This window comes from uncultured Actinomyces sp., from assembly GCF_963542285.1.
Lineage (GTDB): Bacteria > Actinomycetota > Actinomycetes > Actinomycetales > Actinomycetaceae > Pauljensenia.
On the sequence record NZ_CAUTWQ010000001.1, the window covers coordinates 1 to 15,413 of the forward strand.

Annotated in this window: 15 protein-coding genes and 1 pseudogene; 14 read left to right on the top strand and 2 right to left on the bottom strand. The window is 54.4% G+C overall.

Translation table 11 applies throughout. The features are described 5' to 3' along the window. Positions 1–166, bottom strand: a pseudogene (locus RW023_RS00005) (YggS family pyridoxal phosphate-dependent enzyme); the annotation flags it as partial. Between the two features lie 131 nt (positions 167–297). Between RW023_RS00005 and RW023_RS00010 the strand changes: the two are divergent. The 5 genes from RW023_RS00010 (at position 298) to RW023_RS00030 (ending at position 2,457) form a co-directional block, all read left to right on the top strand. Beyond that, complete coding sequence (locus RW023_RS00010; RefSeq protein ID WP_315579298.1) at positions 298–684, top strand: YccF domain-containing protein; 387 nt, start codon at positions 298–300, stop codon at positions 682–684. Positions 685–707: 23 nt separating this feature from the next. Beyond that, positions 708–1,217, top strand: a complete 510-nt coding sequence (ybaK, locus tag RW023_RS00015) for a Cys-tRNA(Pro) deacylase (RefSeq protein ID WP_315579299.1) — start codon at positions 708–710, stop codon at positions 1,215–1,217. Between the two features lie 152 nt (positions 1,218–1,369). Continuing rightward, positions 1,370–1,717 carry a type II toxin-antitoxin system RelB/DinJ family antitoxin gene (locus tag RW023_RS00020; RefSeq protein WP_315579300.1) on the top strand — a complete coding sequence of 116 codons (348 nt, stop codon included), beginning with the start codon at positions 1,370–1,372 and terminating at the stop codon, positions 1,715–1,717. Then, positions 1,638–1,937: a type II toxin-antitoxin system YafQ family toxin gene (locus tag RW023_RS00025; RefSeq protein ID WP_315579301.1), complete on the top strand. Its 300-nt coding sequence runs from the start codon at positions 1,638–1,640 to the stop codon at positions 1,935–1,937. The genes RW023_RS00020 and RW023_RS00025 overlap by 80 nt, the downstream gene beginning before the upstream one ends. Positions 1,938–2,025: 88 nt before the next feature. Next, the gene (locus RW023_RS00030) at positions 2,026–2,457 is read left to right on the top strand and encodes a VOC family protein (protein WP_315579302.1); all 432 of its coding nucleotides are present in this window, start codon (positions 2,026–2,028) and stop codon (positions 2,455–2,457) included. A gap of 76 nt (positions 2,458–2,533) precedes the next feature. Here RW023_RS00030 and RW023_RS00035 read toward each other — a convergent pair whose 3' ends face one another. Then, positions 2,534–5,296: a DUF3516 domain-containing protein gene (locus RW023_RS00035; RefSeq protein WP_315579303.1), complete on the bottom strand. Its 2,763-nt coding sequence runs from the start codon at positions 5,294–5,296 to the stop codon at positions 2,534–2,536. Positions 5,297–5,433: 137 nt separating this feature from the next. Between RW023_RS00035 and RW023_RS00040 the strand changes: the two genes are divergently transcribed. The 9 genes from RW023_RS00040 to RW023_RS00080 all read left to right on the top strand — a co-directional run bounded on the left by RW023_RS00040 (position 5,434) and on the right by RW023_RS00080 (position 15,409). Next, on the top strand, positions 5,434–6,912 hold the full coding sequence (locus RW023_RS00040; protein ID WP_315579304.1) for an alanine/glycine:cation symporter family protein: 1,479 nt from the start codon (positions 5,434–5,436) through the stop codon (positions 6,910–6,912). A 27-nt stretch (positions 6,913–6,939) separates the two neighbouring features. Further along, positions 6,940–7,707, top strand: a complete 768-nt coding sequence (locus tag RW023_RS00045; protein WP_315579305.1) for a fumarylacetoacetate hydrolase family protein — start codon at positions 6,940–6,942, stop codon at positions 7,705–7,707. Between the two features lie 78 nt (positions 7,708–7,785). Continuing rightward, entirely contained in the window at positions 7,786–8,268 is a 483-nt protein-coding gene (locus RW023_RS00050) for a hypothetical protein (protein WP_315579306.1), read from the top strand. 20 nt (positions 8,269–8,288) lie between these two features. Then, positions 8,289–8,618: a hypothetical protein gene (locus tag RW023_RS00055; protein WP_315579307.1), complete on the top strand. Its 330-nt coding sequence runs from the start codon at positions 8,289–8,291 to the stop codon at positions 8,616–8,618. Between the two features lie 242 nt (positions 8,619–8,860). Then, positions 8,861–9,301, top strand: a complete 441-nt coding sequence (locus RW023_RS00060; protein WP_315579308.1) for a glycohydrolase toxin TNT-related protein — start codon at positions 8,861–8,863, stop codon at positions 9,299–9,301. After that, the gene (locus RW023_RS00065; protein WP_315579309.1) at positions 9,298–9,822 is read left to right on the top strand and encodes a hypothetical protein; all 525 of its coding nucleotides are present in this window, start codon (positions 9,298–9,300) and stop codon (positions 9,820–9,822) included. Before RW023_RS00060 ends, RW023_RS00065 begins: the two co-directional genes overlap by 4 nt. A gap of 133 nt (positions 9,823–9,955) precedes the next feature. Beyond that, positions 9,956–10,417 (top strand): YbaB/EbfC family nucleoid-associated protein, encoded by a 462-nt coding sequence (locus RW023_RS00070; protein ID WP_315579310.1) that lies wholly within the window; start codon positions 9,956–9,958, stop codon positions 10,415–10,417. Between the two features lie 17 nt (positions 10,418–10,434). Beyond that, the gene (locus tag RW023_RS00075) at positions 10,435–12,003 is read left to right on the top strand and encodes a TNT domain-containing protein (RefSeq protein WP_315579311.1); all 1,569 of its coding nucleotides are present in this window, start codon (positions 10,435–10,437) and stop codon (positions 12,001–12,003) included. Positions 12,004–13,945: 1,942 nt separating this feature from the next. Continuing rightward, the gene (locus RW023_RS00080) at positions 13,946–15,409 is read left to right on the top strand and encodes a cytosine permease (protein WP_315579312.1); all 1,464 of its coding nucleotides are present in this window, start codon (positions 13,946–13,948) and stop codon (positions 15,407–15,409) included. The last annotated feature ends 4 nt before the right edge of the window (positions 15,410–15,413 follow it).

Here is a 15,413-nt window from a genome sequence, read left to right on the forward strand (position 1 = left end):
GGATCGGCTGCCCCAGATCGCTCAAGGCCTGGGCGGCTTCGTGGCACTCCTCGGGAGTACGCGTCTTTACTGCGAGTTCCAAGGCCACGTGATCGGTGCGACCGGTGGCTTGGCGTGCACGGTCGATACGGTCAAGGGCCTGGGCAATCGCTGAAGGAATAGTCATGGCATCAGTGTAGCCACATGACTCAGGGGGAAATTAGGGGAAAATCAGGGCAAAAAACGCAGCTGAATCCCGCAGTCACATGGCAGACTTAATGTAACGAGAAAGTGAAGTGGATTAGCGAAAGGATGTACATGCGCTTCTTGCTGAATGTGATTTGGTTGGTTTTTGGTGGATTCTGGCTCTTCTTGGGCTACATTCTTGCCGGAATTGTTGCCTGTATTTTCATCATCACCATCCCCGCAGGCGTCGCATGTTTCCGAATTGCAGCATACATATTGTGGCCTTTTGGCAAGCGAGTCGTTCCGATGCCCGGGGCAGGATCTGGTTCGGATCTGATGAACATTGTTTGGTTCTTGATCGCCGGGGTGTGGCTGGCAATCGGACATATTCTGACTGCTTTTGCACAGGCAATCACGATCATCGGTATTCCCTTGGCGATCGCCAATCTTAAGCTCATCCCGATCACCTGCTTCCCCTTCGGCAAGATGGTGATCGATGATCCTACTGCTGTGATCTGATCTCAGGTCCCTACACTGGAAGTATGGCTCGCAAACACTCTAAAGATCACGCTTCAGGACCCACTCGTGCGATTGAGGAATTGAACGAGGCCGGGGTCCCTTTCGTTGTTCACGAGTACGAGCATGATCCTTCCGCGCGTGCCTACGGCGAGGAAACTGTTGAGAAATTAGGGATTGATCCCGCGATTGCTTTCAAAACCTTGATGGTCAAGCTCGAGCCAACAGGGGAGTTCGTGGTGGGGTGTGTCCCCGCGCTTGCGCACCTGTCAATGAAGCTCATTGCAAAGGCTGCAGGAGCGAAGAATGCGGCGATGGCTGACCCCGCTGTTGCGCAGCGTCGAACCGGCTATGTCGTCGGCGGGATTAGCCCTTTGGGGCAAACGACAAAACATCGAATCTTTATTGATTCTTCATGTTTGGATCATGAAACGATGCTGGTGTCGGGCGGTCGCAGGGGAGTGAGCGTAGAGCTGAGCCCGCTTGACCTCGTTGAGCTGACGGACGCCGAGGTCACGGACCTCGCCCAGGCCTGACCGACCGGATTTGAACTCCGACTCGGCTGTTTGAGCATGCCGACTTCAATTGCGAGACTCCAGTTGATAACTGTGCATACTCATGCATCTGTCACACACCTGATGCGCGTTGTATAATCAAAGTCGTACATTCGTCTGAAAGGTGTGGCGAAATGAAAACGGCGACGCTGAACATGCGTGTGGATCCAAGCGTGAAGGAAGAAGCCGAGAGGGTGTATGCCCAGTTCGGCATGAACCTCACGGATGCTGTCAACGTATTCCTCCACAAGTCGATCATGGAGGGCGGCCTGCCCTTTGACTTGCGCCAGCCTCGCTACAACGCCGAAACCGAGCGAGCTATGCGCGAGGCGCGCGACATTGCTGCAGGACGTGTTGCCGCTACCCGTTACACGTCCGCGGAGCAAGCGTTCGCGGACATCGATGATGAGTGGGACTCAGCGGGGGCAACGTGCCCTTGTGATGACCGCTCAATTCAAGAAGGACCTGAAGCGGGCTCGTAAACGAGGGCTTCCTATCAAGGAGCTTGAAGCGGTCATTGGTGTGATCCTCGTGGGTGAAGCTTTGCCTCCTTCACAGCGAGATCATCTATTGACGGGGAACTATGCGGGTTTTCGTGAATGTCATATTCGGCCAGATTGGCTGTTGATTTATCTGGATGAGCCAGAGATCTGCGTCGTGACAGCAATTCGTACGGGATCCCACTCAGACCTGTTTCAGTAACCGCCTTGTAAATGGCGGGAATCAAGACTGTCCAATAGACATGGCCGAGTTCAACTTCTGTATCCGACCTGTCTGATAGAGTGCAGAAATGACCTGTGAACCCGGGCTTGTTCCCGAACTTTCCGTCACCGATTACAAGGCTTCCCGGTATTTCTGGTGCGATCTTGTTGGGTTTTCCCTCCGATATGAGAGGCCCGAGGAAGGGTTTGGATACCTCGTCTTGGGGCATGCGCACCTGATGCTCGACCAGATCAGCCTAGGGAGGACGTGGGAGACTGGCTCGCTTGAACGACCGCTTGGTCGCGGGATCAATTTCGAGGTGCAGGTCGAGAACCTAGATCCTGCGTTGCAGCGCATCACGAGCGCAGGATGGCCAATCTTCCTTGAGCCCGAAGAGAAGTGGTATCGAGCAGGCGATATTGAGATCGGTGTTCGTCAGTTCCTGGTTCAGGACCCTGACGGCTACCTTCTGCGCCTTCAGCAGGAGATCGGTGAGCGTCCTGCGGGGGAGAGTTCGTAGCCGACCGTCGAAGCTGTCAAGGCTGTCGATTAAGAACTATTCCCGCGCAAGATCCTGCAAACCTCAAAGTAGGCCTCTACCGCGCATCGACCGTGAGTACGGTCAGAACCACCCGCTTTTCCTTGTCAGAGGCGCTCAAGTCCACGAGGCCGGCAATGCGCCAGTCCATATTGCCTTCCGGATCCGTGATGGTCTGAGTCGCCAGCCAGAGTGAACCAGCGGGAGCATCATCGACAGTGCGCGCAAGGGCCTCGAAACGACTGCGCTGATTGGCGTGATCCCGAGCGGAGAAGGGCATCACGGCCAAGATGTCCTCGGCGCTGATCTTTTCTTCCAATGCGCATAGCGCCTGAGAACGGGCACCTTGATTGATATCGATCCAATCATGTTCAGCCCAGTAGCGCTCCAAGGCATGATCCCAATCATCACCGGTCCACGGCGCCACCTGAGCAAAGAGCCCGTCGCTATCTGCGGCCTGCGCAGTTGCTCGCTCAAGTCCATCAACGTCATCGCGGCTCATCAACTCAACAAAATTAAAGAGCGCCCGACGAACGGAATTACGGAAAGCATGGAGATTTGCCGTGAATGCAACAACGCCGGACTCATCCGCACCAAAGGCGCGCTCAAGCCCAACGGCAGAAGCTTCCCCTTCGGCTGGGGCTAATTCTTCCCCGTTCATCATTGCTTCCCACTCATCCAGAAGCGAGGAATCAACGCTTCGGATCAGATCGGCCAACCAGGAAATCATGGACTCAAGTTCCTCGGTCATGATTTCTTCTGGGATCACTTGGCGCATCATTCGGTAGGCATCACTGAGATAGCGCAAAATCACGCCCTCTGAGCGCCCCACGTCGTAACGGGAAATGAGTTCGGTAAAGGTCATGGCGTTTTCGATCATCTCGCGAATGACCGACTTGGGTGAGAGCTCCAGATCTCCCACCCACGGGTTTGAGCGCGCATAGACACTAAAAGCTGGGGAGAGGAGTTCTTCCAAAGGCTTAGGCCACGAAATCTCTTCCAAGGCAGCCATGCGCTCGTCATACTCCATCCCCTGTGCCTTCATCGAGGCGACGGCGGCAGCTTTCGCCTGGTTTTCTTGCGCATACAGCAGGGGCCGGGGGTCCTCAAGCACGGCCTCGACAATGGAAATCACGTCAAGGGCGAAGGTCGGTGAATCCGGATCAAGAAGCTCGAAAGCAGCCAGTGCAAAGGGAGAAAGTGGCTGATTGAGCGCAAAATCATCCGGCAGGTCCGCAACCAACTGCAACCTAGAGACACCCAATTCCTGAGCCCTGGCACTGGAGAGATGCTCAACAACCCCGGCTTGGAGAAGAGAAGTATAAATATCTGCAAGATGACGGATATGCGGATTTGCAGGAAGCGGCTGGTCGTCATTGTGTAATGCCAAGTCGACGAGGTGCTCTGCAGGATCTCGCCCAGCATCCGCTGCTCCACCCAACACGTTGAGAACAGTGGAGTGAGTCATCTCGAAGTGGGACTGCAAGGCTTCGGGAGCAGCATCACGCAGGCGCTCAAAAGTCGAACGAGACCAAGTGATCTGGCCTTCCTTTGGGCCGCTGCGCTTCTTGGACGCCTTCTTCTTAGCTCTCTTTGCTTCGCGCTGATCACGAGCCGCCTCCTGCGCAGCCGTTAAACGGGCGCGCTCGCGGGCTGTCTCCACTTCGTGCTCGGGGGCCAGAACGCGAACAAAACCAACGGTGTCAAAACCTGCGCGCCCCGCGCGCCCGGCAATCTGGTGGAATTCACGCGAACGCAGGTGACGCATTTTGCTTCCGTCAAACTTCACCAGGGAGGTGAGCAAAACCGTGCGAATGGGGACATTGATACCGACTCCAAGGGTGTCGGTTCCGCAGATGACCGGAAGCAGGCCCTGCTGGGTGAGGCGCTCAACGAGTCGACGATATCTGGGCAGCATGCCCGCGTGGTGAACGCCGATGCCGTGGGAGAGGAGTCCGCGCAAAGTCTGCCCAAAACCCTTTGTAAAACTCAGTGACGAGAGCTCACGCGCGATTTGGCTACGGACCTCGGGGGAAACAAGCTTGCGGTCCATCAATGACGAGGCCGTATCAACCGCATCTTTTTGCGAGAAATGAACGATGTAGATCGGGTGGCGCCCCTCTGAAAGTAAACGTTCGACCGTGTCCTGAAGAGTGTCGACAACATAGTCGTATTCCAAAGGAACGGGGCGCTGTGCATCGGTAATTTCTACCGTCGGCCGTCCCGTGCGATCCGTCCATTGCTTGCGGAAAACAGTCGTATCTCCAAGCGTCGCGCTCATTGCAATGAACTGTGGACGCGTGAGTTCAAGGAGCGGAACCTGCCACGCCCAGCCTCGTTGCGGATCAGCATAGAAATGGAACTCATCCATAACAATCATGTCGGCGTCGAGCGTCGGTCCTTCACGCAGGGACTGATTCGCCAGGATTTCTGCAGTGCAGCAAATGATAGGCGCATCAGCGTTCAACGAGACATCGCCTGTCACCATCCCGACATTGTCCGCGCCAAACAGCGACACCAAGTCGAAAAATTTTTCTGAGACCAGCGCTTTCAGAGGCGCCGTGTAGTACGAGCGCCCACCATGTGCCATCGACACAAAATGCGCAGCCAAAGCAATCATTGACTTGCCAGAGCCAGTCGGCGTTGCTGCAATGACGTGGTTTCCCGACAAAATCTCAATTAAAGACTCATCTTGGTGCCGGTAGAGCGGACGCCCGGTTGACGTTGCCCACGATGAAAATGCCTCATACAGGGCGTCATCGTCGGTCAATACACCGCGATCTTCCAGATCATCGAGGAGTTCATTTAACGGAGCGCTCATGCTTCTATCTTCCCAGACGTCCCCTCATTTGCGTCCAGTTTGCGGCTGAATGCGAAGAAGATTGTCCCATCGCGATAGACTTCGAGTCACTGCCTCAAGGCCTTGTTGAAAGTAGATAGTAGATAGCGGAGGAACAAATGGCGGATCTGGCACAGTCCATCCAAAACATCGCTGACTGGATCACCTTGCACCTGACCGTGTGGATCTTGATTGGTACGGGACTTTACCTCACAGTGCGATCACGATTCATGCAGATCCGTCAATTCCCCGAAATGATCCGCTCAATTTCGGGTTCTCGCGGCGGGGCGAAGGGTGGAATTTCTTCCTTCCAGGCGTTCACGATCTCTCTGGCCGCACGCGTGGGCGTTGGCAACGTCTTTGGTGTGGCAGTTGCGCTGCTCATGGGCGGTCCCGGTGCGATCTTCTGGATGTGGGTTGTTGCCTTGGTCGGTATGTCAACCGCATTTTTCGAGGCCACGCTTGCGCAGATCTTCAAGGTTCGTTCGGCTGACGGAACTTTCCGCGGAGGCCCTGCCTACTACATTGCGCGAGGCATGAAGAATAAGGTTTTGGCAAGCATTTTTGCTGTCATCACGGTTGTGACCTGCGCATTCGTCATCACCTCCGTGCAGTCCAACGCGATCGCCACAACTCTTCTGGGTGCGCTCAGCCCCTCGAGCCGCGAGCCTCTTCCGGGACTTGGTGGCCTTTCCAGCGCACATCTGGTCATTGCAGCACTGCTCTTTGTCTTCTCGGCAATGGTGATTTTCGGTGGAATTAAGACCGTGGCTCGCGTGACCGAATGGATGGCACCGATTATGGCGACTGTTTATGTTGTGATGGTCGCTGTCATCTGCGTGATGAACCTGCCCAAGTTCGGTTCTGTTCTGGGAGAGATCTTCGCAAGTGCATTTGCCCCGCAACCGACGCTCGCAGGCCTCGGCGGCGGAATTATCGCTGCGGTCATCAACGGCACGAAGCGCGGCCTCTTCTCGAACGAGGCCGGTCAGGGTACTGCCCCCAATGCCGCTGCAACCGCCACCGTCGCTCACCCTGTTCGTCAAGGCCTCATCCAGTCGCTGGGCGTTTTCGTTGACACGATCATCGTGTGTACCGCAACCGCTTTCGTCATCTTGATCGCCGGCGAAAAGGTCTGGTCGAACCCCGAGGCTAACCCCGCGAACCTTACGACACTTGCTGTGGCCGACCAACTGGGGCAGTGGACGATCATGCCGATGTCGATTCTGATCTTCGTGCTTGCATACTCGTCGATCATTGCGGCCTACGTCTATTCCGAAATCAATCTGTCCTTTGTCGTGAAGTCGAAGGCTGCGACTTGGACTGTTCGAGTGATCTCCGTTGCCTCGGTTGTGATCGGTTCGTTGACAACTCTGGATCTTGTATGGAATTCCGTCGATATCGCGATGGCCATTATGACCTTGACGAACTTGGTTGCGTTGATTGTCCTTGCCCCGTGGGGCCTGGGTGCTCTTCGCGACTACGAGGCCCAGCGTCGTCGCGGCATCGCAGATCCTGTCTTCGTTGCGCAGGGGAATGACCTTCTTCCGGGCGACCTTCCCGGTGATATTTGGGCTGCAGAACCCGCTTCGCGTTAGGCTACTGGCAGGACTTAGGAGGTCGCGATGCGCATTGCTCGTTTCTCGCAAGGAAGCTCTATTCACTACGGAGCTTTGGAAGATGAATCGCCCCGGATTGTTGGTTTGAAGGGTGATCCTTTGTTCTCGCCGGTCGAACCTTCAGGCCAGATCTTTGAACTGGATGAAGTTCGCTTGCTTTCTCCGGTGATCCCTCGATCGAAAGTTATCGGTCTGGGCGGAAACTACCCGGCGCCCGGTGAGCAGCGCAGTGAGGACCCCGCGCGTCCCTCCGTCTTCTTCAAACCGAATACCGCCGTCATTGGCCCGGATGACCCGATCGTCTTTCCTTCCTGGGGACAGGAAGTCTTTTACGAGGCCGAGCTTGCCGTGGTTATTAAGACGCTGGCAAAGGATGTGAGTGTTGAAGACGCTTCTTCTGTGATCTTGGGTTACACCTGCGCGAATGACTTGACCGCTGCGGATGCAGCTCGCGATGACGGGGGAGCACTTGGTCGCGCGAAGAGTTGGGATACCGCGTGCCCGCTGGGCCCTTGGATCACTGTTGGCGGGGATTTTGATCCCGATAATGCCGAAATCTCGGTCCGCGTGAATGGGGAAGAACGGGGGAGCGGAAGTACCTCTCAAATGGGATATTCCGTTGCACGGATTGTTTCTTATGTGTCAGGTATCTGCACGCTTCTGCCCGGTGATGTCATCTTGACGGGTACGCCGGCTGGCGGGCCACTGAAGCACGGTGAGCGCGTCGAAGTTGAAGTCGCGGGAATTGGGACGCTTACAAACCTGGCGATGTGAACCTTATTACTGATCGCATAGTGACCCTTTTCTCCACGAATTTTGCGTCTCCGGAGATGGTGGATGTAGCGTAAAAACATGGCGGATATGTCAGGTTTAGGTGGATTTGGTAAACACCACAGCAGTAGTACCTTTGGCGGAGTTGATGAACTGCTAGCGGCAATTGACGCACAAGTCGAGGAGTCTAATAAAGCTGCAGCAGGCGCCTTCGAATTTGTTGAGCGCATGAGGGATATCCGCGGCGAAGGTGAATCAAAAGATCATGCGGTTCGTGTCGTTGTTGATTCCTCGGGCACTCCCATTGAGGTTCAGGTTCCTGATCATCCGGCTCTTGGTCACGCCTTCCTTGAGGCGTTTAAACATGCTCGTCAAGATGTCGGTGCTTGCGTAGCGGATGCTGCTGTCGATGCTTATGGAGATTCCTCTATTGAAGCTCAAGTGCTCGTAAAAACCTATGGTTTGCATCGAGAGCACGCCGATGAGAACGCTGGAGCGCATGCCGCATTCGATCATTTTGGTCGTCTAGATGCACGAGCACTTCGCCATGGCGGAGACAAGTGAAGGTCATTTAAGGAGAAAAGATGAATGAAGTAGCTTGGCAGCCGGGTGACGCTGCACTTCTTGCAGGACGCATCGCATCTCAAGCGGGGGAAGTGAACTCTTTGGTCACTACAGCCCGCGATGCAAGTGTCGGTTCTAATTCTTTTGGCCTGATGATTTCCCCCTTAGTAACCCCGATCGCTGAACTCTTCTTGGACGTCATGGGAACTGCGATCTCTTCAGCCGGGGCAAGCTGCTCTGATCTGTCATCCGCATTGAAGAAGGTCAATGCGGACTTCCAGGAGATGGAATCCGGCAACATCTCCGCTGTTCAAACTAGTGGAGAAATGGCTGACGGGGGCGCTCGCTGATGGCTGCTCCTCACACTCCAGGGTCCACCGCGACATAGCCCGCGGGAGGGCAAGCTGGGGTGTCGGCCTCGGCACAGGGAGGAGAAGATCTCCGGTACACCGGAGGCGGTGCGCGTCAGCTTCGTATCCTCGATGCAGAAGGCAACCCTAAGAGCGTTGCGGATCTTCTAGGTTTGGGTATTTTGCAGAATGACATGTTTCGTGGCATATGATGGGGAAGAGCTCACGGAAAGGTGAAATACATGGATTCAGTGATGACTCCAGAGTCTAAGGAACCGCAGGGGCCTTGGCGTTGGTTGATGGACAGTGAAGAAGTCAGTTCTTCACTGGTGCGTTCCAGCATTGAGCAGTTCACCAGCTTGGAGGCCTACACCTCTAAGTACGGCGACATGGTCGATATGATCGGCTACCCCTATCTTTCGCGCGTGTGGCAGGTTAATCCCAATGGCAAGCCCTATTCCTTCGAACAGCGCTGCCTGGCAATCACCGATGTCCACTCGCCCTACTACGCGTACACGATTGCGAAGCTTCCCGTATATGCGTTGATTTCAACCGGAATTACCGCGCCGAACTTCGGTGTGAAAGGTGGCGCGCGGGAAGTACGTTTCATCTACGGTGGCGAACTTTTGACGGTCGCCGAGTGCGTTGAACTGGGTATCTTGAAGGGACGGTCTCTGTCATGAGTACTACCAGTCAACTGATCGAATTCGCTAAATCCTCTGGCGCTTTCTGGATGAATCGCGGCACTGGTACTGCGCTGACGTGGGATAGCGGGATCTACTGGCATAACTTGTGGACCGAACACGATGATCGGGGCACTTTGCTGTACAAGTATGGTCCCAGTGAGCGTTGGGAGGATCGCTCGACTTTCGTTGCTTCCCCCTTCGAGGATTGGACGGCGAAGGGCGCGATTATCCACGTGGGCGAGTTCGCACGTAGCTATCTAGGTTGGGATCCGATCGTCATTCCGCAGGTTGATTCTGATCCCGTTGCTCATCCTTACGTGTATTCGCAGTTCTTTCCGTGGGTTGGAGGGCTTGAGGTGGATGGAAAAGTCCTGCCTTTGACCGTCCGCACAATGTTCCCCACCCACCGAGAACTCACTGAGTTTGCGCATATTGCGCCTGTTGATTCCCAAAAATTACTGGATGCATATATGTCTGAAGATGGTGGGATTCTGCGGAACTGGGTTCGCCGCAGTTAGCTGCTTGATTTTCGAGGCCGAGGCAGCCGGGTGGACATGTTGAGTTCATCCGGCTGCTTTTTCGTCCTGTGAAGGTTTTCTGGACCTTCTTTTGAATTTTGAGATTGTGGGGGCGTGGTTGTAGCGTAAGAGCATGGATAAAAGCTTTGGTTTGGACCGCGTTGAGGCGGCTCGGGCTGAGCTGCGCGAGGAAGTTGAGGCTGCGCTTCAGCGAGGCAGTAGGGCGCAGTCATTTCTTGAACTGCTTGAGGACGTTCGGGGCGAGGGAGCGTCGAAAGGCGGTGTAGTTCGCGTGACTGTCGACTCTTCGGGAATGCCCATTAGCGTCGTTGTCGACGGCTTTCCAAAGCTTGGTGATGCATTTATCGAGGCGTTTAGGCGGGCTGTGCAGGACTTGGGCGCAGGCATTGCTGACCGAGCGGCGGACTCCTATGGAGCATCGCGTGTGGAATCGCAGGAATTTCTGCACGCTTTTGGCAGTAGGCGTGAAATTAGCGCAGAACTTGAGGTGGCAGTGCGCGGTGGGTTTGACCGTTTTGGCTGTTTGCGTCCTGAAGGGGTGCGTCGAGCTGCTGCAGATCGATCCGGTGGCTGATCTAGGAGGGGTGTGCGGTGAGCGTTGCGGAAGAAGCTGAAGCTCCCGAATTATCGACGGGGAAACATCCGGATCCGAAGCTTACTGTTGTTCCGGATAGTCCGACTACCGCGAATCAGGAAAGCGGATATTCGTCTGAACATCCGTGGTACACGGGCGGCGGTGCCTTGGAAGATATCGCAGGTATTGCAGGCGCGGTTGAGTCGAAGAGCTGGCTTGACGGTGGTTTGTCGGGCTTGTCGTTGGTTGCCGATACCGCGTCGATGTTTTTCGATCCCTTGGGTACAGCCCTGTCGTGGGGCGTAGCGATGATTTTGGATCACTGTGACCCTCTACGCAGCTGGTTGCAGAAGCTTGCAGGAAATCAGGACGACGTATCGGCCAAGGCTAATACATGGCGCAATGTTGCGTGTGCCTTGGAAGAAAACGCTAAACGGATGGATGCTAATGTTGCGTCATTTACGCAGTATTCCAGGGGACAAGCTGCCAATTCTTTTGCTGAATCTGCTGGCGGCGTGAATGCGCTGATTGTGGGGGCCGCACAGGGAGCTCGCGTGCTGTCGCAGGGCTTGGAGATTCTTGCGGGTGTGGTCGAGGTTGTGTATTCGATGGTGCGCGATGCGATCTCTCAGATTGTAGGTACGTTTATTAGCGCTGTTATTCAGGCGCTGCTGACGGCTGGTTTGGCCTTGGCAAAATTAATACCTGAGATCAGCGTGAAGGTTTCTGCTAGGGTATCCAAGCTGTGGGGGCATATCGATAGTTTGCTGTCCTCGGCCGGCAAGCTCGTTACTTTGTTCAAGAGCGGTGGCGATCTTATCGCTTCAATGGTGAAGAAGATTAAGAATGGGCTGAAAGCAGGCTTTGGTGCAGGGCATACTCCCGCGCCGCATGAACCCCGACACTCTGCGAAAGGCCCCAAGCGTAGGCAACCGCAGTCGCGCATTAAGGAAGACCCCAATTCTGTGCGTTCGCGTCAGGATCTACTTGACGATGTGCCTTACCAGCCCACGAATAGAGGCCGAGGCGAGTCGATTGCGAATATTGGACGGATCAAGGGCATTAAGGGTGTTGATCTTGTACATAATTCAGACAACGTCTGTGGTTTCGGGAACGGCGGTAAGCCTCGGACCTATTCAGCGTGGCTCGATGAGCATAAAACGACGTATGTTGATGAGAAAGGAAAAATAAAAGAAGGGCATGATTGGCCACCTAATGACGGGTATGCAGGGGAACGGAAACTCTCTTCGTTTGCACAGTATTCGTCCGAGCACGGTGTGATCGTGGACCGGGTTGGAGGACCCAATGGAGAATTCTTGGGTGCTGTAGAAGGCGGGCGTGTTGCTTCGTTTGAGGAACGTGGGCTTCCCCCTGCTTCAGTACATGAGCCCTACTATCAGTATGTTTTTACCGGCCATATGCCCGAGGGATGGAAAATTGAGCACGGGATTGCTGCGCCATGGGAAAGCGAGTGCGGTGGGGTACGTCAGTTGAGAATTCTTGATGAGTTTGAAAGTCCGGTAAAAATTTCGGACTTGATTAAAAGGGGTGTTCTAAAAGGCGTGGAGGTGCCTGTTGGGTTTTAGTGAGCGTCTTGGTCAGGTGATGCATGAGGTCTGGGGATGTGACGTGGTGGGTGATCTGGGGAAGGATGGTTATTTGGAGTTCTTTCCCACGGACATGGTCTCTGAACCGGAGGTAGTGCACTGCAAGGAGGGTTTGTTCGCCTATTACGAGTATGAACGCGGCAATATCAGGGGACCTGTTTTTCAGTCGAGCAGTTTGCATGTGATGGAGCATTGTTTAACTCTGTGCTATGGGAATCCTCTTCGTAAAAGGTTAGGGTTTCAGCCTCTTCGTCTTGTTCGTAGTTTGCTTATGCGTCCGGAATGGTCCTTGGTTCCGGTGGATTCAAAGTCTTGGCATGGGTTTTTGGGTATACGAAATAGTGAAGGTGTATTTTTCTCATGTAAGACGCGGGATGATGATCTTCTTTCGGCGTTGTCGTATGTTGTTGAGTATTCGCCTCTAGACGTGTTGGAGTGCTACCTACGCCCGGATGCTGGTCCGCTCCTAACTCAGTGGATCGATCGTGAGTGGACACCTGAGGAGGATGAATAGGTCTTTTTTCTTGGGGGGATAGTTTTCTGCGTGTGGAGGTGCCTGTTGGATTTTAGTGAGCGTCTTGGTCAGATGATGCATGAGGTCTGGGGATATGACGTGGTGGGTGATCTGGGGAAGGATGGTTACTTGGAGTTCTTTCCCACGGACACGGTCTCTGAACCGGAGGTAGTGCACTGCAAGGAGGGTTTGTTCGCCTATTACGAGTATGAACGCGGCAATATCAGGGGACCTGTTTTTCAGTCGAGCAGTTTGCATGTGATGGAGCATTGTTTAACTCTGTGCTATGGGAATCCTCTTCGTAAAAGGTTAGGGTTTCAGCCTCTTCGTCTTGTTCGTAGTTTGCTTATGCGTCCGGGATGGTCGTTGGTTCCGGTGGATTCAAAGTCTTGGCATGGGTTTGTGGGTATACGAAATAGTGAAGGTGTATTTTTCTCATGTAAAACGCGGAAAGATTATCTTCTTTCGGCGTTGTCGTATGTTGTTGAGTATTCACCTTTGGATGTGTTGGAGTGTTATTTGCGACCGGATGCTGGTCCGCTCCTGAGTCAGTGGGTTGATCTTGAGTGGACGCCTGAGGAGGATGAATAGGGCTTCTTTATTGAGGGCTTAGTTTTCTACGTGTGGAGGTGCCTGTTGGACTATAGCGAGCGTTTCTCTCAGGCGCTTCAAGCGACGTTAGGAATGGAAATGCATGGGCAGCTCGGCGAACCGGGGCTTGTGCGTTTTTCCCCCTCGACGGTGACGTTTGGTACTGAGGAGCTTGAGTATCGGGACGGCGTGTATTCGTTTTACCAATATGAGCGTGCGTCACGTGGCGGAGCTTCTTTTAAATCGAGTAGTTTGCATGTGATGGAGCACTGTTTGACCTTGCATTTTGGGAAGCGCTTCCGGATCTGGTCAGATTACAATCTTCTTACGCTGGACGAATGCTCAACGCCTCGCGTTGGTTGGTCCCTTGTGCCGGTTGGGGATGGGAGGCAACCTGGTTATTTAGGTATTCGTTCTGAGAGTGGAGTTTTCTATTCGTGTAGAACGTATCGGAGTCGGTTGCTCTTTTGCCTGTCTTTTGTTGTTGAGTATTCGCCTTTGGATGTGTTGGAGTGTTATTTGCGGCCTGATGCTGGTCCGCTCCTGAGTCAGTGGGTTGATCGTGAGTGGACACCTGAGGAGGAGTAGCACCTTTTGATTGTTGGGTTCTAGTTTTCTAAGCGTGGAGGTGCCTGTTGAACTTTAGCGAGCGGTTCTCTCACGCCAACGCAGCATCTTTTCCTGAAAAGGTGTGGGCAATCCCTCGAATCAGTTTCGTGAGCATCTGCCCTTCGGCTGCTTGCTTTCCCTATAGTTCATAGTGTGGATTGAACGCCACATGAACTGCGGGAAGACGAATGCAGAGGAGCATTGTTCATGAGTGAGGCCACCCAGGTTTCGTCTGGTCTAAACATCGAGATGGCCGGTCTTGATGTGATCCCCGAATCCGAACGAAAAGGCACGCCATCGTCCTTATTCATGCCTTGGTTTGCCGCTAATATCTCTGTCCTCGGCATTTCCTGGGGTTCGTGGGTGCTGGGCTTTGGCCTTTCACTCACGCAGGCCATTCTTGTCAGCGTTGTTGGCGTTGCGCTCTCGTTCCTTCTGTGCGGACTGATCGCTATCGCCGGTAAGCGGGGCTCTGCACCGACCCTTGTGCTCTCTCGCGCGGCATTCGGATATAACGGAAACCGTATCTCTGCAGCAATCTCGTGGATCCTCACTGTTGGGTGGGAGACCTTCCTTGCCATCATGGCGGTTCAGGCGACCGCGACCGTCATGGGAGCGCTTGGCTTTAGTAACCACCTGCTTGCGCAGATCATTGCCTTGGTTGTCGTGGTCGTCCTTGCGGCAGGAGCGGGCATCCTCGGATTTGAAGCGATCATGAAGGTGCAGACGTGGATCACCTGGGCGACGGCAATCCTCACGATCGTCTACCTTCTGCTCTCGGCCTCGACAATCAATTTCGCGGTCCTTTCCGCACGTCCCGCAGCTCCCTTCGCAATGCTCCTGGGCGCGATGTGCATGCTCATGGTTGGTTTTGGTTTTGGATGGATTAACGCAGCTGCAGACTATTCGCGCTACCTTCCTCGCAAGGCCTCGACCGCCGGTGTCGTCGGCTGGACGACAGCAGGTGCTGCGCTGCCTGTCATTATCCTGGTGATCTTCGGTGTGCTGTTGGTTGGCTCCAACTATGACACTCTCTCTGAAGCCATCGGCAACGATCCGATCGGCGCACTGACAACAATTCTTCCGACCTGGTTCCTGATCCCCTTTGCAATCGTTGCAATCCTTGGCCTTGTTGGTGGGATCGTTATGGATATCTATTCCTCTGGCCTCTCGCTCTTGGCAACTGGCGTGCCGGTTACCCGCCCCGTAGCCACCGCAATTGACGGCACCATCATGACCATTGGAACGATCATCGTTGTCTTCTTTGCTGATTCCTTCCTCACTCCGTTCACTGCCTTCCTGACAACCCTTGGTGTTGTGATTGCTACCTGGGGCGGTGTCATGCTCGCTGATATCGCGCTCCGTCACCAGGACTACGACGAGCCCTCACTCTTCACATCAACGGGACGCTACGGTTCCGTTAACTGGGGAGCAATCGCCACATTGGCTGTGGGTTCCTTCGTTGGCTGGGGCTTTGTTGTCAATGCGAATGCCTCGTGGCTTGCGTGGCAGGGCTATCTCCTTGGCCCGCTGGGTGGTCGAGAGGGTGATTGGGCTGGTTCCAACATCGGAATCCTTCTTGCCCTTCTCGTAGGTTTCTGTGGATATTGGCTGACCAGTGCACGCCGCGTTCGTGCGCAGGAATCCACGCCTTCCCACACGCTCGGCTAAAAGT